The organism is Variovorax sp. F042 (assembly GCF_057814215.1).
The window spans coordinates 35,561-49,254 of sequence record NZ_JBVASX010000012.1 but is presented as its reverse complement, the minus strand read 5'-3'; the positions used below and the strand labels follow the sequence as shown (position 1 = coordinate 49,254).

The following is a 13,694-nucleotide window of genomic DNA, read 5'->3' as shown; positions in this document are numbered from 1 at the left end:
CCCATGGTATTGATTTTTCCAAGTTTTTGCATGACTACCCGTGTCAGCGGGGGCCGCGAGCGGCACGCCGGGCGCCCGGTGCGAATCGGGATTGACATGAAATTGTTTATGTCTAAACTATTGAACCATGAACAGCATCAGCCCGCTCAAATCCGCTCCGGCTTCGGACCTCCAGCGCATCCTGTGCATTGGCGGGGGGCCGGCGGGTCTCTACTTCGCCCTGTTGATGAAGGCGCGCAACCCTGCGCTGCAGATCACCGTGGTGGAGCGCAACCGCCCCTTCGACACCTTCGGCTGGGGCGTGGTGCTGAGCGACCAGACGCTGGGCAACCTGCGCGCGGCCGACGCCGACACCGCGGCGCTCATCGGCAACGAGTTCCATCACTGGGACGACATCCAGGTGTTCTTCAAGGGCCGCCACGTGCGCTCGGGAGGCCACGGTTTCTGCGGCATCGGCCGCAAGCGGCTGCTGAACATCCTGCAGGAGCGCTGCCTCGCGCTTGGCGTCGATCTGGTGTTCGAGACCGACGCCACCGACGACCAGGCCATTGCCGCGCAGTACAAGGCCGACTTGGTCATTGCCAGCGACGGCCTCAACAGCCGCATCCGCCAGCGCTACGCCGACGTGTTCAAGCCCGACGTCGATCTGCGCAACTGCCGCTTCGTCTGGCTGGGCACGCACCAGACCTTCGACGCCTTCACCTTCGCCTTCGAACAGACCGAGCACGGCTGGTTCCAGGCGCATGCCTACCAGTTCGACGACAAGACATCGACCTTCATCGTCGAGACGCCCGAGGCCGTTTGGAAGGCCCATGGCCTCGACCGGATGGAGCAGCCCGAGGCCATCGCCTTTTGCGAGAAACTGTTCGCCAAGTACCTCGGTGGCCACTCGCTCATCAGCAATGCCACGCACCTGCGCGGCTCGGCCAACTGGATCCGCTTTCCGCGCGTGGTGTGCGAGCGCTGGACGCACCGCATCGACGTCGAAGGCCGCTCGGTGCCCGTGGTGCTGATGGGCGACGCCGCGCATACGGCGCACTTCTCCATCGGCTCTGGCACCAAGCTCGCGCTGGAAGACGCGATCGACCTGGCCAACGAATTCGCGCAGGGCGGCACGGTCGACCATGTGCTCGAAGGCTACGAAGCGCGCCGCAGCGTCGAGGTACTGAAGATCCAGAACGCCGCGCGCAACTCCACCGAGTGGTTCGAGAACGTGCCGCGCTACACCGGCATGGAGATCGAGCAGTTCGCCTATTCGCTGCTCACGCGCTCGCAGCGCATCAGCCACGAGAACCTGCGCGTGCGCGACACGCAATGGCTCGGCGGCTACGAGCAATGGCTTGCGGGCGGCAAGGCGATGGCGCCGATGCTCATGCCCTACAAGGTGCGCGGGCTCACGCTGAAGAACCGCATCCTGGTGTCGCCGATGGCCACCTACAGCGCGGTCGATGGCGTGCCGCAAGACTTTCTGCTCGTGCACCTGGGCGCACGTGCTCTCGGCGGCGCCGCCATGGTGTTCGTCGAAATGACGAGCCCGACGCCCGAAGGCCGTATCACGCCGGCCTGCACGGGCCTGTACAACGACACGCAGCAGGCAGCGTTCAAGCGCATCGTCGATTTCGTGCACACGCAGTCGAGCGCAAAGATCGCCATGCAGCTCGGCCACAGCGGCCCCAAGGGCTCCACCCGCGTGGGCTGGGAAGGCACCGACGAACCGCTTGAAAGCGGCAACTGGCCGCTGCTGGCTGCGAGCGCGCTGCCCTACGGCGAACAGAACCAGCTGCCCGCCGCCATCACGCGGGCCGAGATGGACACGCTGCGCGACCAGTTCGTCGCCTCCACTCGTCGCGCCGTCGAATGCGGCTTCGACTGGCTCGAACTGCACTGCGCGCACGGCTACCTGTTGTCGGCCTTCATCAGCCCGCTCACCAACCTGCGCACCGACGAGTACGGCGGCGACATCGAAGCGCGCTGCCGCTATCCGCTCGAAGTGTTCCGCGCCATGCGCGCCGTGTGGCCAGCAGACAAGCCCATGAGCGTGCGCATCTCCGCGCACGACTGGGCGCCCGGCGGCAACACCGATGCCGATGCAATCGTGATCGCGCGCCTCTTCAAGGAAGCCAGCGCCGACTTCATCGACGTGTCTTCCGGCCAGACCACGCGCGACGCGAAGCCGGTGTACGGCCGCATGTACCAGACGCCGTTCTCGGACCGCATCCGCAACGAGGTCGGCATCTCGACCATCGCGGTCGGCGCCATCACCGACGCCGACCAGGCCAACAGCATCATCGCCGCCGGCCGCGCCGACCTGTGCGCCGTCGCGCGTCCGCACCTGGCCGACCCGGCGTGGACGCTGCACGAAGCCGCCAAGCTGCAGAGCCGCGACGTCGACTGGCCCAAGCAATACCTGAGCGGACGCGACCAGATGTACCGCGAGATCGCCAAGCAGCAACAGCTCGCAGCGGCAGCGAATGCCGCGATGGCCGCCCAGAGCGGCGAGGAGACGCACTGACATGGACCTCGAAGCGCGCGCGCACAGCGAACACCCCGAAGCACTGCGGCTCTGGCTGCGGCTGCTCACCTGCACCCAGCTGATCGAGAAGCAGGTGCGCAACGAACTGCGCTCGCAGTTCGCCACCACGCTGCCGCGCTTCGACCTGATGTCGCAGCTCGAACGCTCGCCCGACGGTCTCAAGATGAACGAGCTCTCGCGCCGCATGATGGTGACGGGCGGCAACGTGACCGGCATCACCGACCAGCTCGTGACCGAAGGGCTGGTCGAGCGCATCAACGTCGAGGGCGACCGCCGCGCCTGGCGCGTGCGCCTCACGCCGCGCGGGCGCAAGCTCTTCAACGAAATGGCGCAGCAGCACGAAGACTGGATCGTCGAAGCCTTCGCGGGCCTCAGCGGCAAGGAGATCTCCCAGCTCCACAAGCTGCTCGGCAAGGTCAAGGAACACTCACACAACCAATTGATCGTGGAGACCGAATGAAGCACTACATCGGCGCAGGCAACCCCATGCGCGCGCAATTCGAAGCGAAGGCAGCCTACAAGGCCGAGCACTTCGCATGGAGCTACGAGGCCGGCGTCGGCACCGTCACGCTGAACCGGCCGGAGCGCAAGAACCCGCTCACGTTCGACTCGTATGCCGAGTTGCGCGACCTGTTCCGCGCGCTGAACTACGCGACCGACGTGAAGGCGATCGTCGTGACCGGCGCGGGCGGCAACTTCTGCTCTGGCGGCGACGTGCACGAGATCATCGGCCCGCTGACCGGCATGCGCATGCCCGAGCTGCTGGAGTTCACGCGCATGACAGGCGATCTGGTGAAGGCCATCCGCGCGTGCCCGCAGCCCATCGTCGGAGCCATCGACGGTGTGTGTGCCGGCGCCGGCGCGATGATCGCTCTGGCCTGCGATCTGCGCTACGGCTCGCCCGCCACGCGCACTGCATTCCTCTTCACGCGCGTGGGTCTTGCCGGTGCGGACATGGGCGCCTGCGCGCTGCTGCCGCGCGTGATCGGCCAGGGCCGCGCATCGGAGCTGTTGTTCACCGGCCGCGCGATGACGGCGCAGGAAGGCCACGCCTGGGGCTTCTTCAACGCGCTGCATGAAAGCGATGCGCTGCTCGAAGCCGCCACGAAGGTTGCGCGCGAGCTGGCCGAAGGCCCGAGCTTCGCGCACGGCATGACGAAGACCATGCTGTCGCAGGAATGGTCAATGACCATCGACCAGGCCATCGAGGCCGAAGCGCAGGCACAAGCTATCTGCATGCAGACGGAAGACTTCAAGCGCGCGTACGAAGCCTTCGCGGCCAAGCGCAAGCCGGTGTTCGGCGGAGACTGACGCGATGATGACCAAAGCACCCGCCCCGCCATCGACTGCGCACCTTGCGCTGCCGTTCTTCGACGATGCGCATCGCGCGCTCGCCGACGGCCTGCTGCCCTGGGCCGCTGCGCAGGAAGTCGACGAGCGCGATGACCGTGCCGCCTGCCGCGACTGGGTTCAGCGGCTCGGCGCCGGCGGCTGGCTGCGCTACTGCGTGCCGGGCACGTCCGGCGGCGCGCTCGAACGGCTCGACTCGCGTGCCCTCGTGCTGCTGCGCGAAACGCTTGCTTTTCACTCGCCGCTTGCCGACTTCGCGTTCGCGATGCAGGGCCTCGGAAGCGGGGCGATCACACTTGCAGGCACGCCGGAGCAGCACGCCAACTACCTGACGGCGGTTGCCAAGGGCAGCAAGATCGCGGCCTTCGCGCTCAGCGAGCCCGAAGCGGGTTCCGACGTGGGCGCGATGGCCATGCGCGCCGAAACAACCACCGACGGCTGGAAGCTCAGCGGCGAGAAGACCTGGATCAGCAACGGCGGCATCGCCGACTTCTACTGCGTCTTCGCGAAGACCGACCCCACCGGTGGCACGCGCGGCATCACGGCCTTCATCGTCGATGCAGCGACGCCCGGCCTCGACACCTCTGCGCACATCGACGTGATGGCGCCGCATCCGCTCGCCACGCTGCGTTTCGAAAACTGCATCGTGCCGCGCTCGGCGCAGCTCGGCGAGCTCAACGGCGGCTTCAAGCTCGCGATGCGCACGCTCGACATCTTCCGCGCTTCGGTAGCGGCTGCTGCGCTCGGCATGGGTCGTCGCGCGTTGGCTGAAGCCATTGCGCATTCGAAGAGCCGCCGCATGTTCGGCCAGACGCTGGCCGACTTCCAGCTCACGCAGGCCAAGCTCGGCGAGATGGCCGCGCTGATCGACAGCGCTGCGCTGCTCACGTACCGCGCTGCATGGATGCGCGACGATGCAGAGCAACGCGGTGCACCGGCAGTGGGCGACGTCTCTGCCGCAGCCGCAATGGCCAAGATGTGCGCCACCGAAAACGCAAGCCGCGTGATCGACATGTCGCTGCAGATGCACGGCGGCCTCGGCGTGAAGGTTGGCACGAAGATTGAAAGCCTCTACCGCGACATCCGCTCGCTGCGCATCTACGAGGGCGCGACGGAAGTCCAACAACTGATCATCGGTAAATCTGTTCTGCGGGGATAAACACCGTGTCTGCCCAAGTCGACCGCTTCGTTCACGACCGCCTGCCGCTTGCCGCGCAGCTGCCCGTCTTTCGCTACGAACTGCCCGAGCTGCAGTTGCCCGACCAGCTGAACCTGGTCAAGGAGTTGCTCGACAAAGCGGTGGCCAAGGGCCTCGGCGACAACCCGATGCTGCGTTCGCCGCAGGGCACGCTGACGTACGCGCAAGCGGCCGTCGAGGTCAATCGCATCGCGCAGGTGCTGACGGAAGATCTCGGGCTCGTGCCGGGCAATCGCGTGCTGCTGCGTGGCGGCAACTCGGTGGCCATGGCGCTGTCGTGGCTCGCGGTGGTGAAGGCCGGGCTCATCGCGGTGGCAACGATGCCGCTGCTGCGCGCGAAGGAGCTGGGCGAGATCATCGAGAAGGCGCAGCCCGTGGCCGCGTTGTGCGATGGGCGCCTGCTCGACGAACTCGTGATCGCTCAGCAGGCACATCCGGTGCTCGCCACGGTGATTGCATTCAACAAGCCTGAAGCGGATGACTCGCTCTCTGCACGCGCGGCGAAGAAGAGCGGTGTGTTCAAGGCCTGCCCTACGGCATCGGACGACATCGCGCTGCTGGCCTTCACATCGGGCACCACGGGCAAGCCGAAGGCGCCCGTCACCACACACCGCGACGTGCTCGCGATGTGCGAGACCTGGCCGCGCCATGTGCTGCGCGCGCGCAGCGACGACATCGTGGTGGGCTCGCCGCCGCTGGCCTTCACCTTCGGCCTCGGTGGGCTGCTGGTGTTCCCGATGTGGGCGGGGGCTTCGGTCTATTTTCCCGACGCGCCGTTCACGCCCGAGGGGCTGGTGAAGCTCATCAACGAGGTCGGCGCGACCATCTGCTACACGGCACCGACGTTCTATCGCCAGATGGCGCCGTTCGTGAAGCAGCACGGCATGCCCAGCCTGCGCATCAGCGTAAGTGCCGGCGAGGCCCTGCCCGACGCCACGCGCCAACTGTGGAAGGACGCCACCGGCATCGAGATGCTCGACGGCATCGGCGGCACCGAGGTGTTCCACATCTACATTTCGGCTGCGGGCGACGACGTGCGCCGCGGCGCGGTCGGCAAGGCAGTGCCGGGCTTCACCGCGAAGGTGGTGGACAATGAAGGCAACGAGGTGCCGCGCGGCACGGTCGGCAAACTCGCGCTGCAGGGCCCAGTGGGCTGCCGCTATCTCGACGATCCGCGCCAGGCCGACTACGTGAAGAACGGCTGGAACTATCCGGGCGATTCGTTCGTGCAGGACGACGACGGCTACTTCTTCTACCAGGCACGCGCCGACGACATGATCATCACGGCCGGCTACAACGTCGGCGGTCCGGAGGTCGAAGACGCGCTGCTCAAGCACCCGGCCGTGGCCGAGTGCGGCGTGATCGGCAAGCCCGATGCCGACCGCGGCATGATCGTGAAGGCGTTCTGTGTCCTGAAGCCCGGCAACGAGGGCAACGCAGCCCTCGTGAAGGCGCTGCAGGACCACGTGAAGGCGACGATCGCGCCTTTCAAATACCCGCGGGAAATCGAGTTCGTGCCGGTGCTGCCACGCACCGAAACCGGCAAGCTCCAGCGATTCAAACTGAGACAACTCAACACAACATCATGATCCACAAACTCCTGCAGCCCGAAGGCTGGCTGCCTCCCAAAGGCTATGCGAACGGCGTTGCCGCGCGCGGCACGACGCTGTTCGTCGGCGGACAGATCGGCTGGAATGCGCAGCAGCAGTTCGAGTCGGACGACTTCATCGACCAATGCGGCCTGGCGCTGCGCAATATCGCCGAGGTGCTGCGCGCAGGCGGTGCGGGCCCTGAGCACATGGTGCGCATGACCTGGTACGTGACCGACCGCGACGAATACAGCAGCCGGCTCGCCGAGCTCGGCCCCGTCTACCGCGATGCGATGGGCCGCAACTTCCCGGCCATGACCTGCGTGCAGGTGGCGGCGCTGGTCGAGCACCGCGCGAAGGTCGAGATCGAGGTAACGGCGGTCATTCCAGACTGACTGACGCCGCCCCGAAACGCTTGCGGTACTCCGCGGGCGTGATGCCGACCTGCCGCTGGAACGCGCGGCGCAGCGTGTCGGCATCGGCGAATCCGCATTCGTATGCCACCTGCTTGGGTGCCGCGTCTCCAGCCTCCAGCAGGCGGCGCGCGGCGGCCACGCGAACGTCTTCCACCCACGCTGCGGGTGTAACCCCGACCTCCTGCCTGAAGAGCCGCGCAAAGTGGCGTTCGCTGAGGCCCATGCGCGCCGCGAGATTCGCAACGCCGTGATCCTCGGCAGGGTTGGCCGAGATCCAGCGCTGGACCTCCTGGAGGGCCGAACGGCCGGTGGGCGCGGCCTCGCCCTTGCGGCTGAACTGCATCTGGCCGCCAGGGCGCTTGAAGAACATCACGAGCTGCGCGGCAACCTTCATTGCGATGTCGCGGCCGAGGTCTTCCTCCACCAGTGCGAGCGACAGGTCCAGGCCCGCCGTGATACCTGCAGCTGTGCGCAGGCGGCCATCGCGCACGTGGATGGCATCGGCGTCGACGGTGACAGAGGGGAAGTCCTGCGCGAGTTGATCGGCCACGGCCCAGTGCGTGGTGACGCGCCGGCCGTTCAGGAGCCCGGCCTGGGCCAGCACGAAGGCGCCACTGCAGACCGAGCCGAAACGGCGCATCTTGGGTGTGAGTTTCCTCAGCCACGTGGTCACGTTGGCATCGGACACCGCGTCGGCCGCGTGCGGAGAGCCCGCGACGAGCAGTGTGTGAATGGGTTCGTCCATTGCATCGCCGATCACTGCATCGGGCATGAGCCGCACACCCGAGGAGCTGCGCACGGGCCCTCGCCGGGTTGCGATCACCTGCAGCCTGTAGGCTTGCGCGCGGGCTTGCAGGTTGGCCTCGGCGAACACGTCGAGCGGGCCGGACACGTCCAACAACTGGACGCCGGGCATGGCGAGGATGGCGACGGTCTTCGGAGCTTTCATGGATCTGCGGCGCTTTCGGACGGACAATGTCTGAATTCGCCGTATTACGTCGATTAAAGCCATCACAGCCTACTCCTAAAGTTGTCTCAACTTCACAGGAGAAATCCAAATGACTTTGACGACGACGGATATCGAAGGGGTGCGCATCCCCGACAGCAAGCTCGCACACGAGATCACGGAACTGGTTCGAGACACGGCCCCGCCGCTGCTCTTTCACCATTCGAGCCGGGTTTACTACTTCGGAGCGCTCGCCGGCAAGCGCCGCGGGCTGACCTTCGACCCTGAGCTGCTGTACGCCGGCGCGATGTTCCACGACATGGGGCTGGTGAAGAAGCACAGCAGCGCGCGCGAGCGCTTCGAAGTCGACGGCGCGAACGTGGCGCGCGACTTCCTGTACGGGCACGGGATCTCGCAGCAGGACATCGACCTGGTGTGGACCTCGATCGCGCTGCACACGACGCCGGGCATCCCGCAGCACATGCATCCGGTGGTGGCACTGGTCACGGCCGGCGTCGAGATGGACGTGCTGGGCCTGACCTACAAGGAGTACAGCGAGGTCGAGCGCACGAAGGTCGTGCATGCGCATCCGCGCACCGAACACTTCAAAGAAGACATCATCAAGGCCTTCTACGACGGCATCCGGCACAAGCCGGAGACGACGTTCGGGAACGTCAAGGCGGACGTGATCGCGGACAAAGAGCCGCACTTCCACCGGGGCAACTTCTGCAGCGTAATCCGCTGCTCGGCCTGGCACGGTTAAGACTAGGCGAGCGCGCAAATTCCGGAAACAAAAAAGCCCTCTTTGCGAGGGCTTTTTCAATTCATTTACCGGCCAAGAAAAAAGGCCCTTTGAAATTCAAAGGGCCTTTTAAATTGGTTGCGCGAGCAAGATTTGAACTTGCGACCTTTGGGTTATGAGCCCAACGAGCTACCAGGCTGCTCCATCGCGCGGCAAGATGGAATTATAGCTTATTCAGCAGCGTTTTGCTCGGCTGCTTCTTCTTTAATTTCAGGACGGTCGACCAGTTCGACGAGTGCCATCGGAGCGTTGTCGCCCACGCGGAAACCCATCTTCAGGATGCGGGTGTAGCCGCCCGGACGCGCGGCGAAACGCGGGCCGAGTTCGCCGAAGAGCTTGACGACGCTGTCGCGGCTGCGCAGGCGGTCGAAAGCCAGGCGCTTGTTGGCCAGCGTGGGCTTCTTGGCGAGCGTGATCATCGGTTCGATGACGCGGCGCAGTTCCTTGGCCTTGGGGACCGTGGTCTTGATGACTTCGTGCTCGATGAGCGAATTCATCATGTTCTGCAGCATCGCAAGGCGGTGCGAGCTGGTGCGGTTGAGTTTGCGGAGTCCGTGTCCGTGACGCATGGTGCTTTCCTTTACTTTATAAAAACAGGCAGCCGTATCAGGTACTGCCCGGTGCACTGGCCCTTTTAAGGGAGCCTATTTCAAAAATTCAAATCAACGCTTGTCGAGACCAGCCGGCGGCCAGCTTTCGAGCTTCATACCCAAGGTCAGGCCGCGCGAAGCGAGGACTTCCTTGATTTCGTTGAGCGACTTGCGACCCAGATTCGGGGTCTTGAGCAACTCGTTTTCGGTGCGCTGAATCAGGTCACCGATGTAGTAGATGTTTTCGGCCTTCAGGCAGTTGGCCGAACGCACGGTGAGCTCGAGCTCGTCGACAGGGCGCAGCAGGATCGGATCGAATTGCTGCGCGCTGCGCGGTGCGGGTGCATCGAATGCAGCGAGTTCGCCGCCTTCGAGCTGCGCAAACACGGCGAGCTGTTCGACCAGGATTTTAGCCGATGCGCGCACGGCGTCTTCGGCGGTGATCGCACCGTTGGTTTCGATTTCAACCAGCAGCTTGTCGAGGTCGGTACGCTGTTCGACACGGGCGCTTTCGACCGTGTAGCTCACGCGCTTGACGGGCGAGAACGACGCGTCGAGAACGATACGGCCAATAGACTTGGTCGGCTCGTCGGCGTAGCGGCGCATCGTGCCGGGCACGTAGCCACGACCCTTTTCGACCTTGATCTGCATGTCGAGCTTGCCGCCTTGCGACAGGTGCGCGATCACGTGGTCAGGGTTGATGATTTCGACGTCGTGCGGGGTCTGGATGTCCGACGCCAGGACCGGGCCTTCGCCGTCCTTGCGCAGGCTCAGCGTGACTTCGTCGCGGTTGTGGAGCTTGAACACCACGCCCTTGAGATTCAGCAGGATGTTGACGACATCTTCCTGCACGCCGTCGATCGACGAGTACTCATGCAGAACGCCAGCGATCGTGACTTCGGTGGCCGAGTAGCCGACCATGGACGACAGCAGAACGCGACGCAGCGCGTTGCCGAGCGTGTGGCCGTAGCCGCGCTCGAAAGGTTCGAGCGTGACCTTGGCCTTGTTGGGGGCAAGTTGCTCGACCTGGATGGTCTTGGGTTTCAGCAGGGTGGTTTGCATGCAGACTTCCTCTCAATACCCCCGGCTCGTTACACCGGTAAGGCTGGTGAAGCACCTGATCCGCGACGAAGCGCGGAGCAGGAACGTGAACAACAATATCAATCTCCCGCCAGCGCAAAGACGCGCAAGCGGGTAGAAAAAATCAACGCGAATACAGTTCGACGATCAGCGATTCGTTGATGTCGGCGGCGAATTCGTCGCGATCGGGCACCTTCTTGAACGTGCCTTCGGCCTTGTCGGCATTCACGTCGACCCAAGCCGGAATACCGACTTGCTGGGCGAGTTGCAGCGCTTCGACAATGCGGTTCTGCTTCTTCGACTTGTCGCGCACGGCGATCACGTCACCGGTCTTGACCAGGTACGACGGGATGTTGACCGACTGACCATTCACCGTGATCGCCTTGTGCGACACGAGCTGGCGCGCTTCGGCGCGGGTCGAGCCGAAGCCCATGCGGTAGACGACGTTGTCCAGGCGCGATTCGAGGATGAACAGCAGGTTGGCGCCGGTGTTGCCACGGCGACGATCAGCTTCTTCGAAGTAGCGGCGGAATTGCTTTTCGAGCACGCCGTACATGCGCTTGACCTTCTGCTTTTCACGCAGTTGCAGGCCGTAGTCGGAAGTGCGCTGACCCGAGGTGCGACCGTGCTGGCCGGGCTTGGAGTCGAACTTGGCCTTGTCCTGGATCGAACGGCGGGCGCTCTTCAGGAACAGGTCGGTGCCTTCACGGCGGGAAAGTTTGGCCTTGGGGCCGAGGTAACGTGCCACGATTTTTCCTTTGTGTCATCTGCCGCAGTTGCCTGCGGGAGCCATCGGCGAAACGCGGATGGCGGTGGGCTTAGTTAAAAAACAAATGCGCAGCCGCTATTCAAAGCTGGCTGCGCCTTGCGGACTGACGATCAGATGCGGCGACGCTTCTGGGGACGGCAGCCGTTGTGCGGAACGGGCGTCACGTCGGCAATGGAATTGATCCGGATGCCGAGCGCAGCCAGTGCGCGCACCGACGATTCGCGACCGGGGCCCGGGCCCTTGATCTCGACGTCGAGGTTCTTGATACCTTGTTCGACAGCAGCACGGCCGGCCACTTCGGAAGCCACCTGCGCAGCGAACGGCGTCGACTTGCGCGAGCCCTTGAAGCCCTGGCCACCCGACGAAGCCCACGACAGGGCGTTGCCCTGGCGATCGGTGATCGTGATGATGGTGTTGTTGAACGAAGCGTGCACGTGAGCGATACCGTCCGCGACGTTCTTGCGAACCTTCTTGCGAACGCGCTGTGCGGCGTTGTTTGCAGGTGCTTTAGCCATGCTGTTCTATCCTTATTTCTTCAGGGACTGCGCAGCCTTGCGCGGACCCTTGCGGGTGCGGGCGTTGGTGCGCGTGCGCTGGCCGCGCATCGGCAGGCCGCGACGGTGACGGAAGCCGCGATAGCAGCCGATGTCCATCAAACGCTTGATGTTCATCGTCGTCTCGCGACGCAGATCGCCTTCGATGGTGAACAGAGCGATCTGGTCGCGGATCTTTTCGAGATCGGCGTCGGTCAGATCCTTGATCTTCTTCGAATATTCGATGCCGCTCGCTTCGCAGATCTGACGGGCGCGAGTGCGACCGATGCCGAAGATGGCGGTCAGGCCGATTTCAGCGTGCTTGTGCGGCGGAATGTTGATGCCAGCAATACGTGCCATGTGCGTCCTCTAATACTCTTCAATCAACCCTGGCGCTGCTTGTGGCGCGGGTCGGTGCAAATCACACGCACCACACCTTTACGGCGGATGACCTTGCAATTACGGCAGATGGTTTTGACCGAAGCCGAAACTCTCATTTCATTCTCCTAAAACTGTTTAACGTGGCGGTCTACCGCCCGGACTCAATACTGAAACACAGCCCTACGATGTCTTGAAGTTCGCCTTCTTCAGCAGCGATTCGTACTGCTGGGACATCATGTAGTTTTGCACCTGGGCCATGAAGTCCATCGTGACGACCACGATGATCAGCAGGGAGGTACCACCGAAGTAGAACGGCACGTTGTACTTCAGGATCAGGAACTCGGGCAGCAGGCAGACGAAGGTGATGTACACCGCGCCAGCCAACGTCAGGCGAACCAGAATCTTGTCGATGTAGCGAGCGGTCTGGTCACCCGGGCGAATGCCAGGAATGAATGCACCACTCTTCTTCAGGTTGTCGGCCGTTTCCTTGCTGTTGAACACGAGTGCCGTGTAGAAGAAGCAGAAGAAAACGATCGCGGCAGCGTACAGCAGCACGTAGATCGGCTCGCCTGGACGCAGAGCGCCGGCAACATCCTTGATCCAGCGGAAGCCGCCTTCACCGGTGCTGAACCAGCCAACCACCGTTGCGGGCAGCAAAATGATCGACGAAGCGAAGATCGGCGGGATCACACCGGCCATGTTCAGCTTCAAGGGCAGGTGCGACGACTGGCCGCCATAGACCTTGTTACCGACCTGGCGCCGCGCATAGTTCACGAGGATCTTGCGCTGACCGCGTTCGACGAACACCACGAAGTAGGTGACCAGCACCACCACCGCGACGATGAAGAGCGCGACGATGACATTCATGGCACCGGTACGCACCAACTCCAGCAGGCCGCCGATGGCGTTGGGCAGACCGGCCGCGATACCTGCAAAGATCAGGATCGAGATGCCGTTGCCCAGGCCGCGTTCGGTGATCTGCTCGCCGAGCCACATCAGGAACATCGAACCTGCCGTCAGGCTCACCATGGCGGTCAGGCGGAAGCCGAAACCAGGCGAGATGACCAGACCGGCCGACGACTCGAGAGCCACCGCGATGCTGAACGACTGAAACAGAGCCAGGCCCAGCGCACCGTAGCGCGTGTACTGCGTGATCTTGCGGCGGCCGGCCTCGCCTTCCTTCTTCAATTGCTCGAAGGTCGGAAGCACGTAGGTCATCAGCTGCATGATGATCGACGCCGAGATGTACGGCATGATCCCCAACGCGAACACGGTGAAGCGCGACAGCGCCCCGCCCGAGAACATGTTGAACAGGCTCAGAATGCCGCCCTGCTGGCCCTGGAACAGCGCCGCCAGCTGGTCCGGGTTGATACCCGGCACAGGAATGTGCGCGCCAATCCGGTAGACCACGAGCGCGAGCAGCAAAAAGACGAGCCGACGGCGGAGGTCGCCGAACTTGCCTGTTTTTGCGATCGTTGCCGCGTTAGTTGCCACGAAGAACTTCTTT

Annotated in this window: 15 protein-coding genes and 1 tRNA gene; 7 read left to right on the top strand and 9 right to left on the bottom strand. The window is 63.9% G+C overall.

What is annotated here, in order from left to right; genetic code table 11:
* The first annotated feature begins 127 nt into the window (after nucleotides 1-127).
* Genes ACZYSP_RS27640 through ACZYSP_RS27615 form a run of 6 tightly spaced genes read left to right on the top strand, consistent with a single transcriptional unit; the run spans nucleotide 128 to nucleotide 7,065 of the window.
* The gene (locus ACZYSP_RS27640) at nucleotides 128-2,512 is read left to right on the top strand and encodes a bifunctional salicylyl-CoA 5-hydroxylase/oxidoreductase (RefSeq protein WP_093076143.1); all 2,385 of its coding nucleotides are present in this window, start codon (nucleotides 128-130) and stop codon (nucleotides 2,510-2,512) included.
* 1 nt (nucleotide 2,513) lies between these two features.
* Nucleotides 2,514-2,993: a MarR family winged helix-turn-helix transcriptional regulator gene (locus tag ACZYSP_RS27635; protein ID WP_093059368.1), complete on the top strand. Its 480-nt coding sequence runs from the start codon at nucleotides 2,514-2,516 to the stop codon at nucleotides 2,991-2,993.
* Nucleotides 2,990-3,844: an enoyl-CoA hydratase family protein gene (locus ACZYSP_RS27630; RefSeq protein ID WP_093076145.1), complete on the top strand. Its 855-nt coding sequence runs from the start codon at nucleotides 2,990-2,992 to the stop codon at nucleotides 3,842-3,844. The genes ACZYSP_RS27635 and ACZYSP_RS27630 overlap by 4 nt, the downstream gene beginning before the upstream one ends.
* Nucleotides 3,845-3,848: 4 nt before the next feature.
* Nucleotides 3,849-5,042: an acyl-CoA dehydrogenase family protein gene (locus ACZYSP_RS27625; RefSeq protein ID WP_093076146.1), complete on the top strand. Its 1,194-nt coding sequence runs from the start codon at nucleotides 3,849-3,851 to the stop codon at nucleotides 5,040-5,042.
* A 5-nt stretch (nucleotides 5,043-5,047) separates the two neighbouring features.
* Nucleotides 5,048-6,670, top strand: coding sequence for an AMP-binding protein (locus ACZYSP_RS27620; protein WP_489017771.1), 1,623 nt, complete (start codon nucleotides 5,048-5,050; stop codon nucleotides 6,668-6,670).
* Nucleotides 6,667-7,065 carry a RidA family protein gene (locus ACZYSP_RS27615; protein ID WP_093059376.1) on the top strand — a complete coding sequence of 133 codons (399 nt, stop codon included), beginning with the start codon at nucleotides 6,667-6,669 and terminating at the stop codon, nucleotides 7,063-7,065. Before ACZYSP_RS27620 ends, ACZYSP_RS27615 begins: the two co-directional genes overlap by 4 nt.
* Here the strand turns inward: ACZYSP_RS27615 and ACZYSP_RS27610 are convergent.
* Nucleotides 7,052-8,035: a GlxA family transcriptional regulator gene (locus ACZYSP_RS27610; RefSeq protein WP_093076149.1), complete on the bottom strand. Its 984-nt coding sequence runs from the start codon at nucleotides 8,033-8,035 to the stop codon at nucleotides 7,052-7,054. The genes ACZYSP_RS27615 and ACZYSP_RS27610 overlap by 14 nt on opposite strands.
* Nucleotides 8,036-8,144: 109 nt before the next feature.
* Here ACZYSP_RS27610 and ACZYSP_RS27605 point away from each other — a divergent pair, with 109 nt between their 5' ends.
* On the top strand, nucleotides 8,145-8,795 hold the full coding sequence (locus ACZYSP_RS27605) for an HD domain-containing protein (protein WP_093076151.1): 651 nt from the start codon (nucleotides 8,145-8,147) through the stop codon (nucleotides 8,793-8,795).
* A gap of 114 nt (nucleotides 8,796-8,909) precedes the next feature.
* On the opposite strand, the gene ACZYSP_RS27600 is transcribed toward ACZYSP_RS27605, so the two are convergent.
* The 8 genes from ACZYSP_RS27600 to secY all read right to left on the bottom strand — a co-directional run bounded on the left by ACZYSP_RS27600 (nucleotide 8,910) and on the right by secY (nucleotide 13,681).
* Nucleotides 8,910-8,986, bottom strand: a tRNA-Met gene (locus ACZYSP_RS27600).
* Between the two features lie 18 nt (nucleotides 8,987-9,004).
* Nucleotides 9,005-9,403 (bottom strand): 50S ribosomal protein L17, encoded by a 399-nt coding sequence (gene rplQ, locus ACZYSP_RS27595; protein ID WP_093059382.1) that lies wholly within the window; start codon nucleotides 9,401-9,403, stop codon nucleotides 9,005-9,007.
* A 93-nt stretch (nucleotides 9,404-9,496) separates the two neighbouring features.
* Nucleotides 9,497-10,486 (bottom strand): DNA-directed RNA polymerase subunit alpha, encoded by a 990-nt coding sequence (locus tag ACZYSP_RS27590; RefSeq protein WP_093059385.1) that lies wholly within the window; start codon nucleotides 10,484-10,486, stop codon nucleotides 9,497-9,499.
* Between the two features lie 142 nt (nucleotides 10,487-10,628).
* Complete coding sequence (gene rpsD, locus ACZYSP_RS27585) at nucleotides 10,629-11,252, bottom strand: 30S ribosomal protein S4 (protein ID WP_009124826.1); 624 nt, start codon at nucleotides 11,250-11,252, stop codon at nucleotides 10,629-10,631.
* A 131-nt stretch (nucleotides 11,253-11,383) separates the two neighbouring features.
* Nucleotides 11,384-11,788: a 30S ribosomal protein S11 gene (rpsK, locus tag ACZYSP_RS27580; protein WP_009124825.1), complete on the bottom strand. Its 405-nt coding sequence runs from the start codon at nucleotides 11,786-11,788 to the stop codon at nucleotides 11,384-11,386.
* A gap of 12 nt (nucleotides 11,789-11,800) precedes the next feature.
* Nucleotides 11,801-12,166, bottom strand: a complete 366-nt coding sequence (rpsM, locus tag ACZYSP_RS27575) for a 30S ribosomal protein S13 (RefSeq protein ID WP_013544105.1) — start codon at nucleotides 12,164-12,166, stop codon at nucleotides 11,801-11,803.
* Nucleotides 12,167-12,189: 23 nt separating this feature from the next.
* The gene (gene rpmJ / locus ACZYSP_RS27570) at nucleotides 12,190-12,303 is read right to left on the bottom strand and encodes a 50S ribosomal protein L36 (protein WP_013544106.1); all 114 of its coding nucleotides are present in this window, start codon (nucleotides 12,301-12,303) and stop codon (nucleotides 12,190-12,192) included.
* 64 nt (nucleotides 12,304-12,367) lie between these two features.
* Complete coding sequence (gene secY, locus ACZYSP_RS27565; RefSeq protein ID WP_093059387.1) at nucleotides 12,368-13,681, bottom strand: preprotein translocase subunit SecY; 1,314 nt, start codon at nucleotides 13,679-13,681, stop codon at nucleotides 12,368-12,370.
* Nucleotides 13,682-13,694: the final 13 nt, after the last annotated feature.

What these genes read in the sequence shown, in the direction of transcription:
- ACZYSP_RS27640 (WP_093076143.1), top strand. Translation starts at nt 128, where the DNA reads ATGAACAGCATCAGCCCGCTCAAATCCGCTCCGGCTTCGGACCTCCAG.
- ACZYSP_RS27635 (WP_093059368.1), top strand. Translation starts at nt 2,514, where the DNA reads ATGGACCTCGAAGCGCGCGCGCACAGCGAACACCCCGAAGCACTGCGG.
- ACZYSP_RS27630 (WP_093076145.1), top strand. Translation starts at nt 2,990, where the DNA reads ATGAAGCACTACATCGGCGCAGGCAACCCCATGCGCGCGCAATTCGAA.
- ACZYSP_RS27625 (WP_093076146.1), top strand. Translation starts at nt 3,849, where the DNA reads ATGATGACCAAAGCACCCGCCCCGCCATCGACTGCGCACCTTGCGCTG.
- ACZYSP_RS27615 (WP_093059376.1), top strand. Translation starts at nt 6,667, where the DNA reads ATGATCCACAAACTCCTGCAGCCCGAAGGCTGGCTGCCTCCCAAAGGC.
- ACZYSP_RS27610 (WP_093076149.1), bottom strand. Translation starts at nt 8,035, where the DNA reads ATGAAAGCTCCGAAGACCGTCGCCATCCTCGCCATGCCCGGCGTCCAG.
- ACZYSP_RS27605 (WP_093076151.1), top strand. Translation starts at nt 8,145, where the DNA reads ATGACTTTGACGACGACGGATATCGAAGGGGTGCGCATCCCCGACAGC.
- rplQ (WP_093059382.1), bottom strand. Translation starts at nt 9,403, where the DNA reads ATGCGTCACGGACACGGACTCCGCAAACTCAACCGCACCAGCTCGCAC.
- ACZYSP_RS27590 (WP_093059385.1), bottom strand. Translation starts at nt 10,486, where the DNA reads ATGCAAACCACCCTGCTGAAACCCAAGACCATCCAGGTCGAGCAACTT.
- rpsK (WP_009124825.1), bottom strand. Translation starts at nt 11,788, where the DNA reads ATGGCTAAAGCACCTGCAAACAACGCCGCACAGCGCGTTCGCAAGAAG.
- rpsM (WP_013544105.1), bottom strand. Translation starts at nt 12,166, where the DNA reads ATGGCACGTATTGCTGGCATCAACATTCCGCCGCACAAGCACGCTGAA.
- rpmJ (WP_013544106.1), bottom strand. Translation starts at nt 12,303, where the DNA reads ATGAGAGTTTCGGCTTCGGTCAAAACCATCTGCCGTAATTGCAAGGTC.